Annotated in this window: 24 protein-coding genes; 13 read left to right on the top strand and 11 right to left on the bottom strand. The window is 74.4% G+C overall.

Annotation, left to right across the window (positions count from 1 at the left end; genetic code table 11):
* Positions 1–8: 8 nt before the first annotated feature.
* The 3 genes from JOF36_RS33805 (at position 9) to JOF36_RS33795 (ending at position 2429) form a co-directional block, all read left to right on the top strand.
* A complete protein-coding gene (locus JOF36_RS33805) occupies positions 9–665 on the top strand; it encodes a DedA family protein (RefSeq protein WP_307862723.1) in 657 nt (218 codons plus the stop codon).
* A 136-nt stretch (positions 666–801) separates the two neighbouring features.
* Positions 802–1716, top strand: coding sequence for an ATP-binding cassette domain-containing protein (locus JOF36_RS33800; RefSeq protein ID WP_307862722.1), 915 nt, complete (start codon positions 802–804; stop codon positions 1714–1716).
* Entirely contained in the window at positions 1713–2429 is a 717-nt protein-coding gene (locus JOF36_RS33795; RefSeq protein WP_210034799.1) for a hypothetical protein, read from the top strand. Before JOF36_RS33800 ends, JOF36_RS33795 begins: the two co-directional genes overlap by 4 nt.
* A 3-nt stretch (positions 2430–2432) precedes the next feature.
* On the opposite strand, the gene JOF36_RS33790 is transcribed toward JOF36_RS33795, so the two are convergent.
* The 5 genes from JOF36_RS33790 to JOF36_RS33770 all read right to left on the bottom strand — a co-directional run bounded on the left by JOF36_RS33790 (position 2433) and on the right by JOF36_RS33770 (position 6212).
* On the bottom strand, positions 2433–3260 hold the full coding sequence (locus JOF36_RS33790) for a TetR/AcrR family transcriptional regulator (protein ID WP_210034797.1): 828 nt from the start codon (positions 3258–3260) through the stop codon (positions 2433–2435).
* Between the two features lie 172 nt (positions 3261–3432).
* Positions 3433–4152 (bottom strand): ArsR/SmtB family transcription factor, encoded by a 720-nt coding sequence (locus JOF36_RS33785; protein WP_210034795.1) that lies wholly within the window; start codon positions 4150–4152, stop codon positions 3433–3435.
* Complete coding sequence (locus JOF36_RS33780) at positions 4149–5189, bottom strand: DMT family transporter (protein WP_210034793.1); 1041 nt, start codon at positions 5187–5189, stop codon at positions 4149–4151. Before JOF36_RS33780 ends, JOF36_RS33785 begins: the two co-directional genes overlap by 4 nt.
* A gap of 175 nt (positions 5190–5364) precedes the next feature.
* On the bottom strand, positions 5365–5874 hold the full coding sequence (locus JOF36_RS33775; protein WP_210034791.1) for an SRPBCC family protein: 510 nt from the start codon (positions 5872–5874) through the stop codon (positions 5365–5367).
* Positions 5874–6212, bottom strand: a complete 339-nt coding sequence (locus JOF36_RS33770; RefSeq protein ID WP_210034789.1) for an ArsR/SmtB family transcription factor — start codon at positions 6210–6212, stop codon at positions 5874–5876. The genes JOF36_RS33775 and JOF36_RS33770 overlap by 1 nt, the downstream gene beginning before the upstream one ends.
* Before the next feature lie 122 nt (positions 6213–6334).
* On the opposite strand from JOF36_RS33770, the gene JOF36_RS33765 reads away from it, so the two are divergent.
* From JOF36_RS33765 to JOF36_RS33755, 3 genes are read left to right on the top strand one after another with little or no spacing between them, the layout of a single operon-like run.
* Positions 6335–6694 carry a GntR family transcriptional regulator gene (locus JOF36_RS33765; protein WP_210036424.1) on the top strand — a complete coding sequence of 120 codons (360 nt, stop codon included), beginning with the start codon at positions 6335–6337 and terminating at the stop codon, positions 6692–6694.
* Entirely contained in the window at positions 6691–7575 is an 885-nt protein-coding gene (locus tag JOF36_RS33760; protein ID WP_210034788.1) for an ABC transporter ATP-binding protein, read from the top strand. Before JOF36_RS33765 ends, JOF36_RS33760 begins: the two co-directional genes overlap by 4 nt.
* A complete protein-coding gene (locus JOF36_RS33755; protein ID WP_210034786.1) occupies positions 7572–8315 on the top strand; it encodes a hypothetical protein in 744 nt (247 codons plus the stop codon). The genes JOF36_RS33760 and JOF36_RS33755 overlap by 4 nt, the downstream gene beginning before the upstream one ends.
* Before the next feature lie 88 nt (positions 8316–8403).
* On the opposite strand, the gene JOF36_RS33750 is transcribed toward JOF36_RS33755, so the two are convergent.
* The gene (locus JOF36_RS33750; protein ID WP_210034784.1) at positions 8404–8973 is read right to left on the bottom strand and encodes a nucleoside/nucleotide kinase family protein; all 570 of its coding nucleotides are present in this window, start codon (positions 8971–8973) and stop codon (positions 8404–8406) included.
* Entirely contained in the window at positions 8970–9986 is a 1017-nt protein-coding gene (locus JOF36_RS33745; protein ID WP_307862721.1) for an NAD(P)-dependent alcohol dehydrogenase, read from the bottom strand. The genes JOF36_RS33750 and JOF36_RS33745 overlap by 4 nt, the downstream gene beginning before the upstream one ends.
* A 76-nt stretch (positions 9987–10062) precedes the next feature.
* Between JOF36_RS33745 and JOF36_RS33740 the strand changes: the two genes are divergently transcribed.
* Both JOF36_RS33740 and JOF36_RS33735 read left to right on the top strand, forming a co-directional pair.
* Positions 10063–10590, top strand: coding sequence for a GNAT family N-acetyltransferase (locus tag JOF36_RS33740; RefSeq protein WP_210034783.1), 528 nt, complete (start codon positions 10063–10065; stop codon positions 10588–10590).
* Positions 10591–10627: 37 nt separating this feature from the next.
* Positions 10628–11101 (top strand): VOC family protein, encoded by a 474-nt coding sequence (locus JOF36_RS33735; protein ID WP_210034782.1) that lies wholly within the window; start codon positions 10628–10630, stop codon positions 11099–11101.
* Here the strand turns inward: JOF36_RS33735 and JOF36_RS41175 are convergent.
* Positions 11076–12302, bottom strand: a complete 1227-nt coding sequence (locus tag JOF36_RS41175) for a class I SAM-dependent methyltransferase (protein ID WP_210034780.1) — start codon at positions 12300–12302, stop codon at positions 11076–11078. The two genes, JOF36_RS33735 and JOF36_RS41175, sit on opposite strands and share 26 nt — an antisense overlap.
* 116 nt (positions 12303–12418) lie before the next feature.
* Here JOF36_RS41175 and JOF36_RS33725 point away from each other — a divergent pair, with 116 nt between their 5' ends.
* The 3 genes from JOF36_RS33725 (at position 12419) to JOF36_RS33715 (ending at position 16978) form a co-directional block, all read left to right on the top strand.
* A complete protein-coding gene (locus JOF36_RS33725) occupies positions 12419–13663 on the top strand; it encodes an MFS transporter (protein WP_307862720.1) in 1245 nt (414 codons plus the stop codon).
* Between the two features lie 1156 nt (positions 13664–14819).
* Positions 14820–15488, top strand: coding sequence for a glycoside hydrolase family 16 protein (locus JOF36_RS33720; RefSeq protein WP_210034778.1), 669 nt, complete (start codon positions 14820–14822; stop codon positions 15486–15488).
* Between the two features lie 98 nt (positions 15489–15586).
* Positions 15587–16978 (top strand): glycosyltransferase family 2 protein, encoded by a 1392-nt coding sequence (locus JOF36_RS33715; protein WP_210034776.1) that lies wholly within the window; start codon positions 15587–15589, stop codon positions 16976–16978.
* A gap of 6 nt (positions 16979–16984) precedes the next feature.
* Here the strand turns inward: JOF36_RS33715 and JOF36_RS33710 are convergent, their stop codons facing one another.
* A complete protein-coding gene (locus JOF36_RS33710; protein ID WP_210034774.1) occupies positions 16985–18130 on the bottom strand; it encodes an acyl-CoA dehydrogenase family protein in 1146 nt (381 codons plus the stop codon).
* A 55-nt stretch (positions 18131–18185) separates the two neighbouring features.
* Entirely contained in the window at positions 18186–18911 is a 726-nt protein-coding gene (locus JOF36_RS33705; RefSeq protein WP_210034772.1) for a GntR family transcriptional regulator, read from the bottom strand.
* Positions 18912–18971: 60 nt separating this feature from the next.
* Between JOF36_RS33705 and JOF36_RS33700 the strand changes: the two genes are divergently transcribed.
* Entirely contained in the window at positions 18972–20531 is a 1560-nt protein-coding gene (locus JOF36_RS33700; RefSeq protein WP_210034771.1) for a long-chain-fatty-acid--CoA ligase, read from the top strand.
* Positions 20532–20606: 75 nt separating this feature from the next.
* Positions 20607–21413: an SGNH/GDSL hydrolase family protein gene (locus JOF36_RS33695; protein ID WP_210034769.1), complete on the top strand. Its 807-nt coding sequence runs from the start codon at positions 20607–20609 to the stop codon at positions 21411–21413.
* Between the two features lie 52 nt (positions 21414–21465).
* On the opposite strand, the gene bla is transcribed toward JOF36_RS33695, so the two are convergent.
* The gene (gene bla / locus JOF36_RS33690) at positions 21466–22383 is read right to left on the bottom strand and encodes a class A beta-lactamase (RefSeq protein ID WP_210034767.1); all 918 of its coding nucleotides are present in this window, start codon (positions 22381–22383) and stop codon (positions 21466–21468) included.
* Between the last annotated feature and the right edge of the window lie 82 nt (positions 22384–22465).

Below are 22465 nucleotides of genomic sequence, written 5' to 3'. Positions count from 1 at the left end.
TGGAGGGTGTGACGCAGTGGGTGTTCGACATCGTGGACCGGCTCGGGGCGGCGGGGATCGGATTACTGATCTTCCTCGAGAACGTCGTCCCGCCGATCCCGTCGGAGGTCATCCTCCCGCTGGGCGGATTCCGTGCCTCGACCGGCGCGATGGACCCGATCGGCGTCTGGGCGGCGGCGACGATGGGCGCCGTCGCGGGAGCGCTCGTGCTCTACGCGCTGGGGGCCTGGCTGGGCTTCGAGCGGCTGCACGCGCTCGCCGGGAACCGGTGGTTCGTCATCTCCAGCCAGAAGGACCTGGAGAAGGGCCTCGACCTCTTCGGCAAGTACGGCAACTGGTTCGTGCTCGGCGGGCGCTGCATCCCGATCGTCCGCAGCCTGATCTCGATCCCCGCCGGGATCGCCGGGATGCCGTTGCTGCGGTTCACGGCGCTCTCGGCACTCGGCAGCGGCGTCTGGAACGCGATCTTCGTGTACCTCGGTTTCGCGCTGGGCGAGCGCTGGGAGGTCATCGAGGAGTACATGTCGCCGATCAGCAAGGTCGTCCTCGTGGTCGGGATCCTGGTCGTGGCCTGGCTGGTCTGGCGGAAGCTCAGGCAGCGCCGGGCGCGGGGCGGCGTCCAGGAGAAGGACATGCCGCGAACGGACCCCAGCTCCCAGCGCTGAGCCCGCCCGGACCACGCAGTGATCATGAAACCACTGCGTGCCGGTCCCACCACGGGGCGTGCCGGTGTGCTGCCGCCCGGTCGCCCGGTCGTGGCGCTGTGCGAACCTGGCGGTCGTCAGAGGTGCGGTCGGACAGGTGGAGGTGGTCGTGCGCCTCGTCGGCATTCACCACGCCTACGCGTCCGGGGCGGTCGCGTTGCAGGGCGTCGACCTCGACGTCGACGGGGGCGTCCCGACCGTGCTGCGCGGCGGCAACGGGGCCGGGAAGTCCACCCTGCTGCGGATCGCCGCGGGCGCCGAGACACCCACTGAAGGTGTGGTCGAGGACCGGCCGGCGGTCGTCGGCTATCTGCCCGACCGCTTCCCGGCGAGATTGCGGCTGCCGCCGCGGCGCTGGCTCGACCACCTGGCGCGGGTCCGCAGGCTCGATCCGGACGTCGTCGCCGACCGTGCGGACGCGTTGCTCGAGGCGCTCGGTTATGCCGGTGACGACGACGAGCCGATGGCCGAGCTCTCGAAGGGCAACGCGCAGAAGATCGGCCTGGTGCAGGCGATGGCCTGCGACCCGGGCCTGCTGGTCCTCGACGAACCCTGGTCCGGCCTGGACGACGACGCCGCCGACGCGCTCACCGGCCTGCTCGCGGACCGGACCGGCGCCACCCTGGTCACCGACCACACGGGCACGGCCCTCGACCTGCCCGGCGCGCGGGTGCACCGGCTGCGCCGGGGCCGGCTCGCCACCGCGTCCGACCCCGAGTCGGTTCCGCTGCCCGCGGCGCCCCCGCCCGGCGCGATGATGCGGATCGACATGGCCTGCGCGGGGGACCCCCGGCCGCTGCTGGAGCGGGTCCTGCCGCCTGCCCGGGTCGAGGGCGCCGCACCCGGACGGTTCACCGTGCGGGTGCCCGCCCCGGAGAGCGACGCCTGGCTGGGCGCCGCGATCGCCGCCGGGTGCGCGGTCCGCTCGGTGCGCCCGGTGCGCCCCGGGCAGGAGGCGAGCCGGCCGACGCAGCGCTCGGGCCCGCACCGCTTCGAGGAGCCGCTGCCGTGAGGTGGGCGCGATCGGCGGTCGCGGTGGCGATGCTGCTGGGCGAGGACGTCGCGCGGTCGGAGCGGTTCGTCGCGCCGGCGGTGCTGTACGTCGGCTTCCTCGCGATCCTGTTCGGCGGGGACCCCGGGCCGCTGCCGGAGCCGTGGGCCGCCAGCGCGCTGCTGCTCTACCCGGTCGGCGCCTGGCTGGCGCACGCGGTCGCCGAGACCGAGGACGACACGGCCCGCACCGTCACGCTGGCCGCGGCGGGCGGCCCGCTGCCGGTCGCCGCGGGGGTGCTGCTGGCCGCGACGGCCGGGATCGCGGCGCTCGGGATGGTCGCCGTCGTGTGGGGGGTGGTTGCGGCGTGGGGCACGGCGACGACCGGTGGCCTGCTCGACGGCCTGCTCGCCCACCTGGCCTGCGGGATCACCGGCGCCGCGGTGGGGTCGGTGTTCGCGCGGCCGCTGTTCCGCAGCCAGGGCGTGGCGCTGGTCGCCGCGCTGACCTTCCTCGTGGTGACCGGGACGAGCTCCTGGCTGCCGCCGGTCGGCACGGCCGCGGCGTCGCTGGGCACCGGGCGCGGCGGCCTGGGCCCGTTCGGCGACGTGCTGCTGGCGATCCTGGTCGCGGTGGCGGCGCTCGCCCTGGTGGTGCGGGTGGAGCAGGGCCGGTTCGCGCCCTGGCGGGAGCGCTGGGCGGCGCTGGTGGAGCGGATCCGGCCGGGTTCCTGAGGGTCAGCGGACCAGCCCGGCGAGGCGGCCCAGCCGGTCGACGGTGCCCTCGAACACGGCGTCGCGGTGCTCCAGCACGTTCTCGAACTGGCCGAACAGCTCGAACGAGACGTGCCCGAACAGGCCCGTCCACGCGGTGACGGCGGCGAGCAGGGCGGCATCCGGCAGGTCCGGGGTCCCGAGCGCGTCCCGCAGCCGCGCGGCGTCCTCGGCCAGGACGGGGGCGATGCTCGTGTCGGTGCCGGCGTCGGCGTCGGCGTCGGTCTGCAGCGTGCCGGCGGCGTGGGCGTCGGCGAGCAGCCGGGCCAGTGGGGCGAGCACGCGGGCGGCGGCCGGGACCGTGTGGGTGGGGGCCCGGTAGCCGGGGACGGGGGAGCCGTAGATCAGGGCGTACTCGTGCGGGTTCGCCAGCGCCCAGGTGCGGACGGCGCGGGCGATCGCCCGCCAGCGCTGCCCGGGGTCGGCGGGTTCGGCTGCACCACCCGCGGGGCCGGCTGCGCTGCCCGCGGGTTCGGCTGCATTGCCCGCGGGCCCGGCTGCACCGCCTGTGGGTTCGGCTGCACTGCTCGCAGGGCCGGCTGCACCGTCCGCGGCCGCTGTGACGGCGTCGGCGAGCGCGTCGTAGCTCTGCACGATCAGGGCGGTGAGCAGGTCGTCGCGGGTGGGGAAGTAGCGGTGCAGCGCCGAGGAGACCATCCCGATCTCCCGCGAGACCGCCCGCATGGACAGCGCGGCGGCGCCGGTCTCGGCCAGTTGGCGGCGTGCGGCCGCGGTGATCTCGGCGACGAGCTCGGTCCGGGCGCGTTCACGGGCGGTGCGGGAGGCGTTCACCCGCAGCACGGTAGACCACTGCCCACAGACGAGAGCACTGCTCGTGCTCCAACTGATCCGATCGGAGAGCATCGCTCCCGTCGCCCGCGCCACCAGACGTCGCACACGTCGTCTCCACCTCCAGCGGCTGGAGGTGCGAGGTCCCCGGAAGGTGTGCGACCTCGCACGGGGTTCAGGCGGGCAGGGAGATAGTCAGCCGGCGGGGGAGCGCGGCCCGGCCGGTGTCGGTGATCCGCACCGACCGCCGGTCCTGGCCCCGCGCGACCCAGCCCTGTGCGAACAGCGCCCGGCACAGCGCCGCGCCCGCGGTCCCGGCCAGGTGGTGGCGCCGTTCGGTCCAGTCCAGGCAGGCCCGCACCACCGGGCGCGGGGTTCGCGGCAGCGCGTCCGGCCCGGCGAGCGAGACGAACCAGCCGCGCCCGGCCGAGGTGAGGGCGAGGCCGTCCTCGGTCTCGAGGAGGCCGTCGGCGACGAGCCCGTCGAACAGCGCGACGCCGAGCGCCCCGGCCAGGTGGTCGTAACAGGTGCGGGCCGTGGCGAGCCGCCCGGCCACGCGGGACGCCCGCAGTGTCGGCGGGCACGGAGCAGGACGGGTCTCGCCGGCGAGGGTCTCCACCGTGTGCGCGACGTCCGGCCCGGCCAACCGCAGGTAGCGGTGCCGTCCCTGCCGCTCGGTGACCAGCAGTCCGGCCGCCACCAACCGGTCGAGGTGCGCCGACGCCGTCGACGGGGCGACCCCGGCGTGCCGTGCCAGCTCCCCGGCGGTCCAGGCGCGGCCGTCGATCAGCGCGAGGCAGAACGCCGCCCGCGTCCGGTCGGCCAGCAAGGCTGCCCGCTCCGCGAGAGCCGACGGATCGATCGGCCCGGCCGGTGGTGGCGAGCCGCCGCTCATCGCTGTCCGCCCGGGCCCGGCTGCGCGCCGGAGCGTTCTGCACCAGCCTGGGTGTCCGGGTCGCGCTCCACGGGCACCTCTGCCATGGGCACCTCGGCCACGGGCCCCGTGCTGTCCTGGGCGCCGGGGGCCTCGCGGGACTCCGGTCCGGCCGTCACCGGCCGCCTGCCGCGGTAGCGGGACAGCGCCACGCCGGCCAGCGCGAGCAGCCCGCCCAGCAGCGCCAGTGGTGGCGGAAGCTCGCCGAGCACCGGCCAGGCCATCAACACGACCAGCGTCGGGACCAGGTACGTGGTGACGCCGAGGCGTCCGGCGTCGGTCCGGGACAGCGCGTAGGCCCAGGTGCCGAACGCCAGCGCGGTCGGCACCAGCCCGAGGTACACCAGCCCGGCGAGGGCCGGACCGGATGCGGTGCCGAGCGCGGTGACCAGGTCACCGGACCACGGCAGCGCGCCGGCCGCGCCGACGAGGCAGGCGATCTGGGTGACCTGCAGGGCGGGCAGCCTGCGCAGCACGGGCTTCTGGGCGAGCACCCCGATCGTCCAGGTGACGGCGGCGAGCACGCACAGCAGCGCACCGGTGAGCCCGTCGGCGGTGCCCGGCCCGGACGTCGAGAACCCGATCAGTACCGCACCGGAGAACCCGATCACGGCCCCGGCCAGCAGCGGGCGCGGGAAGCCCTCCCGCAGTACGACTCCGGCGGACAGGGCGATCAGCAGCGGGCCGATGTTGACCAGCATCGCCGCGGTCCCGGCGTCGAGCCGTTCCTCGGCGGCGTTCAGCGCGACGTTGTAGATCGTGAACCAGCTGAGGCCGCAGACCGCGAGCAGCAACCACTCCCGCGGGGTCGGCCGCACCCAGCTGCGGCTCACCAGCAGTGCGACCGTCAGCGCGACCCCGCCGACGACCAGCCGGCCGAGCGCCAGCGCGCCCGCACCGAACTCGGGGCCGATCGCCCGGATCGCCACGAACGCCGACGCCCACGCCAGCACCGTCACTCCGGCCGCCGCCGCGACCCGCGCACCCGTTCCTGTCACGGCGCCGACGCTAGGGCCCGAACGTTTCGGTGGGCAGCGAAATTCGGAACGGTCGGACGGTGCGTGACGTGCGCGCTAGCGGGTGATCACCGATTCGGAACGGATCCGGCCACGGATGGCCGGCCTCCTTCCGGATCGGTGATCACTGGCCGGCGGGCTCACCGGACCACAACCATCAGCGCGGGTACAGCGGCGCGGTCGCGGCGAGGGTCTCCTCCCAGTCCGGCATCGGTCCGCCCGACAGCACGGCGGCGAGCCGGTCGAGGTACCAGTGCCAGCCCGGTCCGGCGTCGGCCGGGGAGAACCCGTCAGGCAGTACCTGCTCGAACTCCAGCACGGTTCCGGTGCCGGCCGGGCTGAGCGCGACCGTGAGCTCCCACGGGTCCCCGGCCTCCTCGGTGATCTCCACGGCCAGCCGGTGCGGCGGCTCGCACACGACGATCCGCGTCGGTGCCGGCGGGCCGCCGCCGTCCTCGTCGCTGGTCAGGCTCAGTGCGACGGTGCCGCCGGGGCGCGCGTCCCCGGTCCAGCGTCCGAACCAGCGGGCGCAGCGGTCCGGGTCGGTGATCGCCGACCACACGTCGTCGACCGGGTCCGGCAGGTCGCGGCGGAACGTCAGCCGCCGGCGGCCGTCCGGGCCGTGGACGACGGCGCCGGCCGTCGAAGGTGCTGTCGGGTTCGTCATCAGGACTCCTCGGAAGATCGGGTACGGCGACCACGGGCGAGTTCGGTGCCGAGTGCGTCGAGCCGCTGGGACCAGAAGCCGCGCAACCGGGACAGCCACTCCTCGGCGTCGTCCGCACCGGAGGGGTCGACGGCGTAGATGCGCCGGGTCCCCTCCGCGCGGACGGTGGCGAAACCGTTCTCCCGCAGCACCTTGAGCTGCTGGGAGACGGCGGGTTGGGAGATCCCGAACTCGGCCCGGATGACCTCGGTGACCTGGCCCGCGGTGTGTTCGCCACCGGCCAGGAGCTCGAGGATCCGCCTCCGGACGGGATCGCCCAGGACATCGAACGCGTGCACGAACACAGCTTATATAAGTACAGACGAAAATAGAAGCCCCACTGGACGATGGACCGGCGTACCTCTATGGTTCGTTACATGAGTAATGAACCACCGCACTACTGCACTGCGAGGTCGCCGTGATCGACGACGGCCGCCCGCTGTTCGTGCAGATCGCGGAGGAGATCGCCTCCGCTGTGGTGGACGGGACCTACCCCGAGGAGACCCAGGTCCCGTCCAGCAACGAGCTGGCCGCCTTCCACCGGATCAACCCGGCGACGGCGGCCAAGGGACTGAACCAGCTGGTCAGCGAGGGTGTCCTCTACAAGAGACGGGGGATCGGGATGTTCGTCGCCGACGGTGCGCGTACCCGCCTGCTGGAGAGCCGGCGCGAGGACTTCGCCCGGCAGTACATCGCGCCGCTGGTCACCGAGGCCCGCAAGCTCGGGCTCGATCCGGAGCAGCTCAAGAAGATGATCGATGTCTGGGGGGACGAATCATGAGCACGGTCGCCATGCACGGCGTCACGAAGCGCTACGGTGACGTGACCGCGCTCGACGGTGTGAGTTTCACGCTGGAGGAGAACCGCATCCACGGGCTGCTCGGCCGTAACGGCGCCGGCAAGACGACCGCGATGCAGATCCTGACCGCGCAGAACTTCCCCACCGCGGGCCGTGCCGAGATCTTCGGCGAGCAGCCCTACGAGAACGCCCGGGTGCTCGCCCGCACCTGCTTCATCCGCGAGTCGCTGAAGTACCCGGACGGCTACAAGGTCGCCCACGCGCTGCGCGCCGCCGCGACCGTCTACCCGCACTGGGACCAGGCGTTCGCCGCCGAGCTCGTCACCGATTTCGGGCTGCCGCTCAAGCGGCCCTGCAACAAGCTCTCCCGCGGCCAGCAGTCCGCGGTCGGCGTGGTCATCGGGCTCGCGTCGCGCGCGCCGCTGACCTTCTTCGACGAGCCCTACCTGGGCCTCGACGCCGTCGCGCGGCAGCTGTTCTACGACCGGCTGCTCGCCGACTACACGGCGCACCCGCGCACCGTCGTCCTGTCCACCCACCTGATCGACGAGGTGTCCGACCTGATCGAGCACGTCGTGCTGATCGACCAGGGCCGGGTGCTGATCGACGCCGAGGCCGACGAGCTGCGGGGCCGCGCCGTCACCGTCACCGGTCCGGTCGACTCCGTGGAGCGGTTCGCCCGCGGGCACGTCGAGCTGCACCGTGAGCAGCTCGGCGGGTTCCTGCGGGTCACCCTGTCCGGCGCCGAGCCGGAGCCCCGGGAGCCGAACCTGCAGTTCGAGCGGGTCTCGCTGCAGCAGCTCGTCGTCCGCACCACCCAGCTGAACTCCGGAGCACGCCTCGACCGGGAGGTCCTGTCATGACCACCACCACCTCCGCGATCGAGCAGCCCGCCACCACCGGCAGCCGGGTGGCCGCCGTGCTGCGGATGAACATGGTCGACGTCCGTGGCCGGGTGGGCGGGCCCTGGCTGATCCTGGCCGCGATCTTCGCGGTGAACTTCGCGATCTGGTGGGCGATCCGGGTCAACGTCGACGACGCGGGCGCCGGCACCACCGGGGCGTTGTCCGCGCTGTTCTTCATCGTGGGCTCGACCTACCTGATCGCGATGACCCAGGTCATGCCGTTCGCACTCAGTCTCGGCATCACCCGGCGGCACTTCTACGCCGGTGTCTCGCTGCTGCTGGCGATCGAGACCCTGCTGCACGCGATCGTGCTGACCGCGCTGCTCGGGATCGAACGGTTCACCGGCGGCTGGGGGATCGGCATGGAGTTCTTCTCGTTCACGTTCATGCCGGTGCAGAACCCGCTGCTGCAGGTCCTCACCTACTGGGTGCCGCTGCTGACGATCGGCCTGGCGTTCCTCGCCATCGGCGCGGTCTTCCGCCGGTGGGGGCAGTTCGGGGTGTGGACGGTCATGATCGGGCTGACCCTCGTTCTGGGCACGATCGTGTTCACCCTGACCTGGCAGAACGCCTGGCCCGCGTTCGGCCGGTTCTTCGTCGAGACGCCCGTCCCGATGCTGATGGCCGGCTACCCGCTGATTCTTGCGGCGGTGGCCCTCGTCGGCGGGTTCCTGGTCGTCCGGCGGGCCAGGGTCTGACGACCACGGCCGGGCGGGGGAACCCGGCCACGCCGCGCGCCGCGGTCCGGCATCCACTGGGGGGTGGTGCCGGGCCGCGGACGTGTGTCTACGGCTCCACCAGCACGACGGCGGCCCGAGCCCGGCTGCCGCCCGCCGCGGCGAGCGACTCCTCGGCGCGGCGCCACGACTCGCGGTACGGCGCGTAGATCGGCCAGTCGTCCCGGGCACGCAGCCGCGCCTCACGGACGTCCGCGGGGACGTCCACCCAGATCGCCAGCGACGTCACCGGCGCCAGTGCCGCGGCACCGGAGCCGCACCCCTCCAGCACGACGACGTCGGCGGGCTGCTGGGTACGGACCGGACCGGGCCGGGCGTGCTCCCAGTCCCAGGACGTCCAGCGCAGGGGCTCGCCGACAGCCAGCGGGCCGCCGATCCCGCGCCGGGCCAGCTCGGGTGCGCGCACCAGCCCGTCCCAGCCCGGGCACAGGTCCTCGATCTCCAGCAGCGGCGCGTCCAGGGCCCCGGCCAGCTCGCGGGCACGCGTCGACTTACCGGCCCCGGAGAACCCGTCGACGGTGACCAGCCGGTTCCCGGCCGGCCCGGCAGGCGCGCAGCGCACCAGCCCGGCGGCCCGCCGCTCCCACCCGGGCGCTGCGGGCAGGAGCCGCGAGGTCACGGCCGGACCATGACCTTGACCTGGGCGGGGTCGGGGGAGAGGGCATCGCCGACGTGCTCGAGATCGACGTGTCCGGTGACGAGCCGGTCGAGGTCGACGGCACCGGAGGCGGCGAGGCGGACCGCGGTGGGCCAGGTGTTGGCGTAGCGGAAGGTGCCGGTCAGGACGATCTCGCGGGACTGCAGCGCGGCCACCGGCAGGGTCATCTCGTCGGCGCCCATCCCGACCAGCACGACGGTGCCACCGGGGCGGACGGCGCGCAGCCCGGCGAGCACCGCGGGCGGAGCGCCGGAGCAGTCCACGAACGCGTCCACCTCCGGTGCTGCGTCGGCCGCCGGGTCCAGCACCGCCGTCGCCCCGAACGTCCGGGCCAGCTCGCGGCGGGCCGGGTCCGGGTCGCTCACCAGGATCTCGGCCGCCCCCTGTACCGCCGCGACCTGCGCTACCAGCAGCCCGATCGGCCCGGCGCCGGCGACCAGCACCCGGGACCCGATCCCGGTCCCGGCTTTGTGGTGCGCCCAGATCGCCACCGACAGCGGCTCGAGCAGCGCGGCGGCGTCGTCGGAGACGTGCTCGGGCACCGGGTGCGCGAAGTCGTCGGCGATCGTGACGTACTCGGCGAACGCGCCGTCCACCGGCGGAGTCGCGAAGAAGACGATGTCCGGACACAGGTTGTAGGACCCCGCGTGGCAGTGGCGGCAGCGCCGGCAGGGGACGCCCGGCTCGAGGGAGACCCGCTGCCCGATCCGGCCGGCGTCCACCCCCGGGCCGACCGCCACGATCCGGCCCGACGGCTCGTGCCCGAGCACCAGTGGCTCACGCACCACGAAGCCCCCGATCCGGCCGTGCCGGTAGTAGTGCACGTCCGAGCCGCAGGTGCCGACCGCGCCGACCCGCACGAGCACCTCCCGTGGCCCCGGCCGGGGCACCGCCCGCTGCTGGACCTCCAGCTCACCGGCGGCCCGCAGCACACTGCACCGCATCGACTCGGGGATCTCGAGACTCGCGCTCACCGGGCGACGGTGGCACGCCCGGCGGGTTCCGGCAATCCGCTCGCGCCGCGACCGCTCCGGGGCCAGGCTGACCGGCGTGGACGTACGGATCCGCCCGCTGGACGAGCGCGGGCTCGCCGACCTGCTCGAGGCGGCGGTCGCCGGTACTGCTCCGGCGGAGGTGATGCCCTGCCCACCCGGCGCGACGTGGGACGACGAGCTGCGCACCGGGTTCCTCGCGTTCCACCGGGCGCGCGCGCTCGCGGCCGATCCGGTGGAACGCACCTGGGTGATCCGGGTGGACGGCTGCGCCGCCGGGGCCCTGCGCCTGGAACCGGTCGGCGGCGCGTCCGAGATCGGGATCTGGCTCGCCCGGGGCGCTCGCGGGCGCGGGGCGGGCACCGCCGCCGTCCGGCTGGTCCTCGACGACGAGTCGGTGATCGCGCCCGGCACACCGCTCGTCGCTCGCACGACCGCGGCCAACACCGCCGCGCTCGGTCTGCTGGGTGCGCTCGGCGCGGCGATCACACCGGGCACGGAGGGGGCCGTGACGGCGCAGGTCCGCACCGACGATCATGGAGGCCGGTCCCTGCCGGTTGGACACCGCACCGGGCCGGTCTGTTGACTGTGTCGCGCAGAGCGACGGCCGGAGGAGGGGGCGGATGCCGATGGGCACGGGCATCGAACGGCCGGCCGTCACCGGGTTCCACCATGTGTCGGCGATCGTCACCGACGTGGAGTCCAGCGCGACCTGGTACCAGCGGGTGCTCGGATTGCAGCGGCTACCGATGACCTTCCCGCACCACGACGCCGACGGCGGTGTCCGCGCGGGTTCCGGCTCGCGCGGCGACCCGGAGAAGGCGGCCCTGCTCCTCGACTCGGCCACCGGCGTCATGATCGAGTTGCACACGCCGGTCGACGGCGACGGCGGCCCGGTGCGCGGCGCGCTGGACCACCTGGCGTTCGGTGTCGCCGACCGCGCCACGCTGGACCGGTGGGCGGCCTGGCTGGACATGCTGTCGGTGTCGCACGACGGTGTCGCCGACCGGACGGACCCGACCGACTACGCGACGCTGGAGTTCCGCGACCCGGACGGGATCGCGCTGGAGTTCATCCACTTCCCCGGGCGGGGGTAGCCGGGCCGGGGCGCTCCGGGTCCGTGCAGACCAGGCCCCACGGCCGGTCGTCGACCCGGGTCATGACGACGGTCGCCCGCCGCGACCCGCGCCCCCGCAGCTTGCGGACGAGTGCGTCCACGTCCCCGGCGAGGCCGCGGCGGCGCACGTCCACCGCGCCGACGTCGAGGTCACGCAGCAGCCGGGGCAGCCGCTTCTGGTCCCACGGCCGTGAGTCGATCACGCGCAGGACCCGGGCGAACGGTGTCGGTTCCGGCTCGTCGTCGCCGGTCAGGAACGCGATGCGCGGATCGATCCTGGCGGTCCCGGTGCGCCGGGCCAGCTCCGACACCAGCCCGGCGCGGGTGACGGCCCCGTTCGGGTCGAGCAGCCAGCCGCCGGGCGCGGTGATCGGGATCCCGGTGTCGCCGTCGGCCGGGTCGGGCGAGCCGGCCAGGGCGTGGGCGGTCCCGTCCGTGTCGAGCACGGTGGCCCGGGTCCGCGCGGTCGCCAGCGCGGGCGACCAGACGGCCGCCTCCTTCAGCTCGCGGCCCAGCGCCAGGAACTCGATCTCCCAGTCCGCGGGGACGGTGGCGTGGTCGATCCCGGGGGCCGCCTTGATCCCGACGGCGTCGACCCGGCGGGTCAGGTCCAGGCACCAGTCCAGCGGCGGCTCGGAGTCCCCCGTCCGCATCCGTCCGCCGGACGTGCGCCGCGCCGGGTCGACGAAGACGCCGTCGAGGCCGGAGAGGTCGGCGCTCCGGACGTCGGTGCGAACCGTCCGGGCCCGGCCACCGTGCACGGCGACGTTGCGTTCCGCCATCCACAGGTGCACCGGGTCGAGGTCCACCCCGGTGACCTCGTGCCCGGCCGCCAGCGCGAGCAGGTCGCCCCCGATCCCGCAGCACAGGTCGGCGAGCGGGCCACGGCCGTCGTAGCGGGCCGCGCGGTGCCGCGCGATCACCTCGGACGACGCCTGTTCCAGCCCGTCGCGGGTGAACCACATGCGCTCGGGCCGGGTGAACTTCGCCGCCGCCCGGTCGCGCAGCTCGGCGAGGGCCATCGCGTCGGCGACCAGCCCGGCGTCGTGCTCGCGGCGCAGCGCGGTGCCGAGCCGCAGGGCCGCGGAGCCGGAGCGGTCGGTGCTGGCCAGCCGGTCCAGCAGCGCGGTCCCCTCGGGTCCGGCGAGCCGGTCCAGCCACGCGGTGTCCTCGCGATCCACGCCGACCACCCTCCCGGACCCCGCGGTACCGGAGGGCGGCGGGTTCGCAGTCCACGCGTACGGTCGTCGGTCGGGTTCCGGACGAGGTCGGCCGGGTTTCGGACGAGGGAGGACACGTGGTCGAGCAGGACGGCCGCGTCTCCGGTGTGCCCGGTCGGCGCCCGCGCCCCGGTGGTGCGGAGCGGCTGCCCCGGGAGATCTACGTCCTGGTCGGGTCCGCGTTCGCGATCGCCATCGGGTTCGGGCTCATCGCACCGGTGCTGCCGGCGTTCGCCCGGTCGTTCGACGTCGGGATCACCGCCGCGTCCGCGGTGGTCAGCGTGTTCGCGTTCTCCCGGCTGGTGTTCGCGCCGATGTCCGGGTCGGTGGTGGGCCGGTTCGGCGAGCTGCCGGTGTTCGTCTGGGGGCTGGCGGTGGTCGCGCTGACCACGGCCGGGCTGGCCTTCGCGACGGCGTACTGGCAGCTGATCGCGTTACGGCTGGTCGCGGGCGTCGGCTCGACGATGTTCACGATCTCGGCCGTGTCGTTGCTGGTCCGGCTCGCCGCACCGCACCAGCGGGGGCGGGCGACCAGCCTGTGGGCCACCGGCTTCCTGCTCGGCAACATCGCGGGCCCGCTGCTCGGCGGAAGCCTCGCGGTGATCGACATCCGGGCCCCGTTCCTGATCTACGCCGGGCTGCTGGTGCTGGTCCTCGTGGTGGGCGGGCGGATGCTGCGGCGACCGCCGGAGCCGGCCGACGACGGCGAGGCCCCGCCGCGCACCCGGTTCCGGGACGCCGTGCGAACCCGTGCCTACCGGGCGGCGCTGATCGGGAACTTCGCGAACGGCTGGGCGGTGTTCGGCGTCCGGATCGCGCTGGTGCCGCTGGTGGTGGTCGAGGCGCTGGGCCGCGACGACGCGTTCGGCGGCATCGCGCTGTCGGTGTTCGCCGTCGGGAACGCAGCCACCCTCCCGCTGGCCGGGCGGATCGCCGACCGGTCGGGGCGGCGCCCGCCGCTGATCGCCGGCCTCGCCGTGTCGGGCGCCGCCACCGCGGTGCTCGGCTATGCCGCCTCGCCGTGGCTGTTCCTGGCGCTGTCGCTCGTGGCCGGCCTGGGCAGCGGTCTGGTGAACCCGCCGCTGAACGCCGCCGTGGCGGACGTGATCGGCGCGCGAGGACGGGGCGGGTCCGTGCTGGCCGGGTTCCAGATGGCGGCCGATCTCGGCACGATCACCGGCCCGCTGGTCGCCGGACTGCTGGCGGAGGGCCTCGGCTACGGCCCCGCCTTCGCCGTGACCGGAGCGCTCTCGCTGGCCGCGGTGGTCGTGTGGTGGCGTGCTCCGGAGACCCTCCCCGCCCCGGCGCGCCCCCCGGCCTGACCAGGCCCCGCGCCGCACCCCGCACCCGGCTGTGGGGCCCCACGCGCGCCTCTTCCGGCACTGCGGTCCCTGGATTCCCGGGCGTCGCGCGCTGCGCGGCGAGGAAGTAGCGCACCGGGGATCGGCACCCGTGCCGAGGGACGCTCGACCGGGTGGGGTCATCCCACTGTCGAGTGGCTCGCATGGTCGTCGTGCACGGGGCGCGCTTAACGTCCGAAATATCGGACAAGCCGGACACGGACGGGAGCGGATCGGAGCCATGAGGCGCGGACTGGCACGACGCACAGTGATCGGCACGACGGCGATCGTCACGGCGAGCGTCCTCGCTTTCACCGGTGGGGGCCTCGTGCTGTCCGGTGGGACGGCGGGGGCCGCAACGTCGGCACCCGGCGTGTCCGCCGGCACGGCAGAGCTGGTTCCGACGCCGGCTGACGCGGCTGGCTCGGACGACCTCGCTGACGCCGCTGCCCTCGCTGACGCCGGTCACGCCGCTGACCTCGCCGATCCGGTGCCCCCGGCCGACCGGGCTGATCCGGTCGATCCGGCCGGCTCGACGGGCCCGGCTGACCCGGCTGACCCGGCTGATCCGACTGGCCCGACCGACCCGGCTGACCGGGGCGGTCCGGGCGACCCGGCTGGTCCGGCCGGCTCGGCGGGCCCGGGTGACTCGGGAGCCCCGGCCGGCCCGGCGAATCCGGCGGGTCTGCCTGATCCGGCAGATCCGGGCGATTCGGCCGGCTCAGCCACCCCAGGAGATCCGACCGATCGGCCTGGTCCGACTGCCCCGGACGGCCCGGGCGATCCGGCCGGCTCGACGGATCCGGGAGACCCGGCCGACCTGCCTGGTCCGGCCGACCAGAAGGACCCGGCCGACCGGCCTGGCCCAGCTGACCCGGCCGACCCGGCTGACCCGGCCGACGAGCCCCCGGGCGACCCGGCGACCGCGCCGGGGGACCAGCCGGCCGAGGACCCGGCGACCGCGCCGGGCGACCAGCCAGCCCTGGACCCGGCGACGGAGCCGGGTGACCAGCCGGGCGAGGACCCGTCCGCCGAACCCGCCGACGAGCGGCCCGACCCGTCCGCCCTGCCTGCCGACCAGAGCGCCCCGAGGCCCGGGGCGCCCACCGCGGCCGAGCGCTACGGCTGGGGGGCGCCGTTGCCGGCGTCCGACGAGTTCCGGTACGAGGGTCCGCCGGACCCGGAGAAGTGGAACCACGCCGGCGAGTGCTGGGCCGGGCACGACGGCAACGGCGGCCGCTGTGCCAGTCGCTCCACGGTCGACGGTGAGAAGCTCGTCCAGACCGGACTGGCCAACGGTGACTCGGCCTGGATCGCGTCCCGGTTCGATCAGCAGTACGGCCGCTGGGAGGCCCGCGTCCGGTCCGAGGGGACGGGCCCCGACAACGGCAGGCAGTACCACCCGCTGCTGATCATCTGGCCGCAGTCCGACCGCTGGCCGGAGGACGGCGAGTACGACTTCCTGGAGAACGGCGCGCCCGGTGAGCAGTGTGCCGAGGCGTTCATCCACTACCCGCACGGCCGCGGCGCGATCCAGCAGGAGTTCGTCCGGGAGGCCGACTGCGGCGAGCCCCTCTCGGAGTGGCACAACGTCGCCGTCGAGTGGACCCCGGACCACATCAAGGGCTTCATCGACGGTGAGGAGTGGTTCAGCTTCTCCGACGGTGCGCGCGACGGTCGCCGCGACATCCAGGCCATGCCCGGCGGGCACCTGACGATCCAGCTCGACAACTTCTTCGGCGGCGACATGCAGCCTGCCACCTACGAGGTGGACTGGGTGCGCATCTACGCCCCCGACGAGAAGTAGGCCCGAGCCGGGCCACGGCTGACGGCGGCGGCGTGTGCCCGGACACGCCGGCGTGAGATCTCAGCGTCGTCACAGGAGCGAGCCGGACGATGGGACACATGGCGACGAACCCGGACGAACCGACCTGGGTGGGAGAGCTGGACCGGCTCGTGCCCGCCGACGACCTGAGGGTCGACCAGCGTTTCGGTGCCGCCCGCCTGCTGATCACAGTGGGTGGCACGCCGCAGGGACAGGTCACGGTGCCGCTGCGGGACGGGCGAGCGTCCGCCGCGGACGTCGCGGCGGCCGTCGCACCGCTGGGGCCGGTCGAGCAGGTCGAGCAGGCACCGGTGGCGGCCGATCCGGTCACCGTCGTCATCGCGACCCGGAACCGCCCCGAGTCCCTCGCCCGCTGCCTGCGTGCGGTGCTGGCGTCCGACCACCCGGCGCTGTCGGTCGTCGTCGTCGACAACGAGCCGGACGACGAGCGCACCGAACTCGCCGTCGCCGCGCTGGACTCGCCGCGGATCCGCTACGTGCGGGAAGCCCGCCGGGGCGCCTCGATCGGGCGCAACCGCGGGCTCGCCGAGGCGCGCACCGAGATCGTCGCCTTCACCGACGACGACACCGAGGTCGACTCCGGCTGGGCCACGCGCATCGCCGGCGCGTTCGCCGCCGACCCGGAGCTGGCGTGCGTGTCCGGGCCCGTGCTCGCCGCACGCCTGGGCAGCCCGGAGGAGCGGGCCGCTGACGTCGCGCTGGCCTGGAACAAGGGTTTCGTCGCCCGCCGGTTCTCGCTCGACCGGCCCCCGGCCGACTCGCCCGTCTTCCCGTTCGCACCCGGACTGTTCGGCATCGGCGCGAACCTCGCGGTGCGCGCCACCGCTGCACGCTCGGTCGGCGGGTTCGACGAGGCCATGGGCCCCGGAACGCCGACGCACGGCGGCGAGGACTGCGAGTTCCTGGTGCGGATGGTGCTGGCCGGCCACGTCCTGGGTTACGCCCCGGGCGCGTACCTGTGGCATCACCACCGTCCCGACCACGATGCGCTCGCCGCCCAGCTCGAGGGCTACGCGGTCGGGCTCGGCAGCTTCCTGACCAAGGTTGCGCTGTCTCCGCAGGGCCGGTCGGTGGCGCTGCGCAGGCTGCCCGCCGCGCTCACCCGGCTGCGCCACATCTCCGAACGCGAGGCAGGCGCCGGCGCGGCGATGCCGGACGCATCGCCCCGGCAGCGCGCCGCCCGGCTGGCCCGGGGCGGCCGGGAGTACCTGCGACAGGCCCGCGAGGTCCGGCGCAACGGTGGTGCGGTCCCGCCGATGCTGTTGCCGCGCCGGAGCAGCACCGTTCCCGCGCACATCCGGCGGGCCGCCCGGCACTCGGACGCCGCCGCCCCGGCCACGGACGGCGACGGCGGTGGCCGGGCACCGGCCACCGTGCCGACCGCCGTGGCCCTGCGGGCCGCCGCCGTTCCCGCGCCGCGGAGCGAGCGGGCCTGCGCCGGGGCGCGCTGACCCGGTTCAGAGGCCGTAGGTCTTGCCGATGATGTCGCGCTGGATCTCACTGGTGCCGCCGTAGACGGTGGACACCACGCTCTGCCGGAGCAGCCGCTCCATGCCGTACTCGGTGGCGTAGCCGTACCCGCCGAGCATCTGCATGCCCTCCAGCGACAGGTGCTTGGCCAGCTCGGTCGCCTTCAGCTTCGCCATCGACGCCTCGCGCGGGAACAGCGCGCCCGGCTCGGCCTCGTCGATCACCCGCGCGGTGTCGTGGACCAGCAGGCTCGTCGCGGCCAGCTCGGTGGCGTTGTCGGCGACCCGGTGCCGCATGGCCTGGAAGCTGCCGACCGGGCGACCGAACTGCGTGCGCTCCTTCACGTAGGCGACGGTGTCGTCGAACGCGCGGCGCGACAACCCGAGCATCAGCCCGGCGAGGATCATCCGTTCCAGGTTGAGCCCGGCCATCAGCTGCTTCCAGCCCTGGCCCTCGGTGCCGACCACGGCGTCCGCGGGCAGCTCGCAACCGTCGAAGTAGAGGTCGTTGACCTCCTTGCCGCCCATCGTGTCGATGCCGTGGATGCTCAGCCCGGCCGCGTCGGCGGGCACGACGAACATGGTCAGCCCGTCGTGCTTGCCGCCCTCGGTCGAGGTCCGGGCGACCAGCAGGATGTGCGACGCGATGTGCGCGTTCGAACACCACGTCTTCTGGCCGTCGATCCGCCAGCCGGTGTCGGTCTTCGTGGCGCGGCACTTCAGCCCGCCCACGTCGGACCCGGCCTCGGGCTCGGACATCGAGATCGACAGCACGTCACCGCGGCACACCCCGCCGAGCAGCTCCCGCTTCTGCTCCTCGGTGCCGAACTTCTCGATCGCCGCAGCGGTGATGATCGTGGTGGCGAAGCCGGAGATCGGCGCCTGGCCGTAGGACGTCTCCTCGAGGAAGACCAGCAGCTCACGCATGCCGCTGCCGGCGCCGCCGTACTCCTCCGGGACGGCGATGCCGAGCCAGCCCAGCTCGGCCATCTTGCGGTAGATCTCGTCCGAGTGCGGGTTCGTGCCGTTCTCGGTGAGCTCGTCGCGGCGTTGTTTCGAACCGATCTCGCGGTGGCAGAACTCGCCGATCGCGCGGGCCAGGTCGGCCTGGTCCTCGGTCAGGGTCACGGGCATCCGTACCTCCTCGGGTCGGTGCTTCTCAGGTCGGTGCTTCTCGGGCCGGTGCTGTTCAGGTCGGGGGGCCGGACCACATGCCGATCGCGTCCAGATGGGCCAGGAGCAGGTCCCGGCCGTCGAGCACGTGCCGGCGCATCGCCGATCGCGCGGCCTCCGGATCGGCCGCGCCGAGCGCGTCGAGCAGTTCGGTGTGCGAGCGGAGCGCACCCGCCCGCCAGGCGGGCGAGCCGGTGTAGAAGTGCGCCGGCAGGTAGTGGGCCGACCGCCCCACCAGCCAGGCGAGCTTGCGCGACGACGCCACCCGGTTGATCTCGGCGTGCAGCCGGTGCTCGGCCGAGACCAGCGGTTCGAGCTCGGCCGGGACGGCGTCCTCCGGGGTGCTCCCGGCGAGATCGCGCACGCGGCCGGCCAGCGTGCGCAGGTCGTCGAGGTCGGCGGGGGACATCCGGCAGGCGGCCCGGGCGGCGAGCCTGCCGGTCAGGTCGGCCTGGACCTCGAAGAGATCGGCCACGTCGTCCCGGGTCAGCTCCGCGACCACGAAGCCGCGACGGGGGACGGCGTGGACCATGTCCTCGGCTCGCAGCGACTGCAGCGCCTCGCGCACCGGGGTGTGGCTCACTCCCAGCTCGGCGGCGATCCGATCCATCCGCAGGAACGTGCCCGGACGCAGTTCGCCGGACAGGATCCGGTCCCGCAGGACGAGCGCGATCCGGTCGGGGAGCTGGGGCGCAGGCCCCGGGAGGGCCACGGGGCCGAGCACACGGTCCGGCGACGACATGGCCACTATCATATACGGTTTCTGGTGAGCGCACGTCGACGACGACCGAAGGAGCGCGTAGTGGCAGCTCAGAGCACTGTGGCGACGGACTTCCGGCTGACCGACATCCTCCGGGAGCACGCGAGCACGCACCCGGACCTGACCGCCGTCTCGTTCGGGAGCGCGGCGCTCACCTACCGCGAGCTGGACCGGCGGGCCGGCCTGGCCGGGGCCGCACTCGCGGAACTCGGTCTCGGTGCCGGGGCGCGCGTGGTCTGGGTCGGGAAGAACCGCCCGGAGTTCCTGGAGCTGCTCTTCGGCGCACCGCGGATCGGCGCGGTGTCGGTGCCGCTGAACACCCGGCTCACCGAGGCCGACCTGCTCGCCCTCGTCGACGACGCCGGCGCCGGCCTCGTCGTGCTCGGCCCGGACTTCGCGGCGCTGCGGCCCGCGCTGGGGGACCGGCGCGTGCTCGTGGTCGGGGAGGACTACGAGGCCTGGCGGGACGCTCCGGCCACGCCGCTGCCGTCGTCGGTCCCGGACGGATCGACCGTCGACGACCCGGTGCTGCAGCTCTACACCTCGGGCACCACCGGGCTGCCCAAGGGCGTGCTGCTGGCGCACCGGCAGTTCTCCGCGCTGCTGCTCGCCGCCGACCACTGGTCGATCGACACCGACTCGACGGCGCTGGTCGCGATGCCGCTGTTCCACATCGGCGGGGTCGGCTACGCGCTGGTCTGCCTGGCCGCGGGCGCCCGGGTGGTCCTGGTCGCCGACATCGTGCCGGACGCGTTGCTGGACACGATGTCCGGCGAGCGGGTCACGAACGCGTTCCTCGTGCCGGCGGTGCTGCAGATGCTCGTCGCCGTGCCCGGCGCGGCGCAGCGGGACTGGTCGGCGCTGCGCTCGATCGCCTACGGCGCCTCGCCGATCACGGCCGGCGCGCTGCGCAACGTCGTCGAGACGTTCCGCGCACCGTTGTTCCAGGTCTACGGCGCGACCGAGACGACCGGCGCGATCACCCAGCTCCACCCGGACGACCACGACCCGGACGGCCCGCGGGCGCATCTGATGCGTTCGGCGGGACGCGCGTACCCGTGGGTGGAGCTCACGGTCGTCGACCCGGCGACCGGTGACGAACTGCCCTCCGGCGAGGTCGGCGAGGTGCGGATCCGCTCGGACCAGGTCACCGCCGGGTACTGGCGCCGGCCCGAGGAGGCCGCGGCCGCACTCGGCGACGACGCCCGGCTGCGCACCGGCGACGCGGGCTACCTGGACGCCGACGGCTACCTGTTCCTCACCGACCGGATCAAGGACATGATCGTCACCGGTGCCGAGAACGTGTACCCGATCGAGGTCGAGAGCGTGCTGTCCGAGCACCCGGACGTCGCCGACGTGGCGGTGATCGGCGTGCCGGACGAGCGCTGGGGTGAGGCGGTGAAGGCCGTGGTCGTGCCGCGGCCGGGCGCCACGATCGACCCGGACGCGCTGCTCGACTGGCTCCGCCCGCTGGTCGCCGGGTACACGCGGCCGCGCTCGGTGGACGTGGTGGACGCGTTGCCGCGCAACCCGAGCGGGAAGATCCTCAAGCGCGAGCTGCGGGCGCCGTACTGGGTGGGGCTGGGCCGGACCATCGGCTGAGCCCGGTACCCCGGGCGGGTCGCCGCGGTGCCCGGCCGGGCATGCTCGGGCCGGCCGTGCGATGTGGAGGTATGCGTGGACAGCGACCTGATGACCCGGCTGATCCGGTTCGCCGATCTCACCGCGTGGCCGGCGTTCGCCGCGTTCGGCGTGCAGGAGGAGGAGATCGACCGGCTGCTCGCCGCCACCGCGGGGCTGGACCCGTCGGCCGTCTCCGGGGTGCGTGCCGAGCTGTCGGGCCGGGTGCGGGCCGCTGCAGGCGCTCTGCTCACCGAACGCCCGGTCGCGGCCGGGCTGCACCGGATGGCGCTGCGGCCGGGGGAGCGGGTGGCCGTCGTCGGTGACTCGATCTCCGCGGACCGGCTCAGCTGGGCCCGGTTGCTGGCCGAGCTGGTGCCGATGGTCGAGCCGGAGGCGTCGGTCGAGGTCCTCGCGCTGTCCGGCCGGACCAGCTCCGAGGCGCTCGCGCTCGGCCCGGTGCTGGTGTCGCGGGTCCCCACCCGGGTGCTGGTGCTGCTCGGGACCAACGACGTCCGCCGGGAGGGTGCGACGACCGGGGTCCGGATGGTGTCGGCGACGGAGACCGCGCGGAACCTGCGGGCGCTGCGACTGCTGCTGGAGACCGACGCCGGCGCGCGGGTGCGGTTCGTCGTCCCGCCGCCGGTCGACCCGTCCCGGGTCGGGCTCTCCCGGGAACTGACCGGGGAGTGGTGGGACGGCGGCGACCTGGCCGAGCTCGTCGCGATCGTCCGTGACGTCGACCCGGAGGCGATCGACCTGAGCCGGCTGCCGGTCCGGCCCGGCTTCTGGGAGGACGACGGTCTGCACCCCAGCCCGCTGGGCCAGGTCGCCATCCTGCGGGCCGTACTGGCGGCGATCTGACGGCCTCCGCAGCTCGAGCCCCCAGTTCGGCCCCGCAGCTCAGACCCGCAGCTCAGGCGCGCAGCGCCGCCAGTGCCGTCCGGGTGGCGGCGGCGACGGCCTCCGCGCCGCGCTCGTCCTCCGGGCCGGACGGCACCGTGAGGATCGTCAGCGCGATCGGCGCCCCGTCCGGCGGGAACAGGATCCCGGCGTCGTTCTTCTCGCCGAGCGGTCCGCTGCCGGTCTTGTCCCCGACCTGCCAGCCGGCGGGCACCCCGGCGCGGATCTGCCCGTCGCCGGTGGTGTTCGCGCGCAGCCAGCCGACGAGACGGTCGCGCTGGGCCGGTGGGAGCGCGTCGCCGGTGGTGAGCCTGCCCAGCGTGGCGGCGAGTGCCGCCGGGGTGCTCGTGTCCCGGTCGCCGTCGACGTCGTTGAGCGCGGGTTCGGTCCGGTCGGCGCGGGTCACGTCGTCGCCCGTGGTGCGCAGCCACGCCGTCAGATCGGCGGGCGAGCCGACCTCGCGCAGCAGCACGTTGTGCGCGGTGTTGTCGGAGACGGTCACGGCCGCCTCGCACAGCTGCGCGACCGTCAGACCGGTGCCGGTGTGCCGGGAGGTGACCGGCGCGTACTCCAGCACCTCGGACGGGTCCCAGCGCAGGTTGCGGTCGAGCAGCGCGGGGTCGCCCACCGAGCGGTGCAACACGAACCCGGCCATGAGGGCCTTCGTCACCGAGCACATCAGGAAGCGCTCGCCGTCGCGGTGCCCGGCGGCGGCCCCGGTTCCGGTGTCGAGGGCGTGCACGCCGATCCGGCGGCCGAACTCGCGTTCCACGTCGGACATCGCCGGGATCGGGCGTGGTCCTGCCGGCGTGCCGGGGGCCGGTGCGGCCACCGCGGCCGGAGCGGCCGGTGCCGGGGCGGAACAGCCGAGGAGTGCGCCACCGAGGCCGGCGGCACCGGCGAGCAACAGGGAGCGGCGGGAGAAGTTCATGCCGGCCACCGCACCAGACCGCTTTCGATATCGCGAATATGCTCGTACGGCGTGGCTGATATCAGTTGAGTATGGAACGAGG

The organism is Pseudonocardia parietis (assembly GCF_017876315.1).
GTDB lineage: Bacteria > Actinomycetota > Actinomycetes > Mycobacteriales > Pseudonocardiaceae > Pseudonocardia > Pseudonocardia parietis.
The sequence above is the reverse complement of the archived record's forward strand: the minus strand, read 5'-3'. Positions and strand labels throughout refer to the sequence as shown.

Bases quoted from the DNA above. Each gene is read 5' to 3' on its own strand.
- JOF36_RS33785 (WP_210034795.1), bottom strand. From the start codon at position 4,152: ATGAGCGGCGGCTCGCCACCACCGGCCGGGCCGATCGATCCGTCGGCT.
- JOF36_RS33775 (WP_210034791.1), bottom strand. From the start codon at position 5,874: ATGACGAACCCGACAGCACCTTCGACGGCCGGCGCCGTCGTCCACGGC.
- JOF36_RS33760 (WP_210034788.1), top strand. From the start codon at position 6,691: ATGAGCACGGTCGCCATGCACGGCGTCACGAAGCGCTACGGTGACGTG.
- JOF36_RS33755 (WP_210034786.1), top strand. From the start codon at position 7,572: ATGACCACCACCACCTCCGCGATCGAGCAGCCCGCCACCACCGGCAGC.
- JOF36_RS33735 (WP_210034782.1), top strand. From the start codon at position 10,628: ATGCCGATGGGCACGGGCATCGAACGGCCGGCCGTCACCGGGTTCCAC.
- JOF36_RS33715 (WP_210034776.1), top strand. From the start codon at position 15,587: ATGGCGACGAACCCGGACGAACCGACCTGGGTGGGAGAGCTGGACCGG.
- JOF36_RS33710 (WP_210034774.1), bottom strand. From the start codon at position 18,130: ATGCCCGTGACCCTGACCGAGGACCAGGCCGACCTGGCCCGCGCGATC.
- JOF36_RS33705 (WP_210034772.1), bottom strand. From the start codon at position 18,911: ATGTCGTCGCCGGACCGTGTGCTCGGCCCCGTGGCCCTCCCGGGGCCT.
- bla (WP_210034767.1), bottom strand. From the start codon at position 22,383: ATGAACTTCTCCCGCCGCTCCCTGTTGCTCGCCGGTGCCGCCGGCCTC.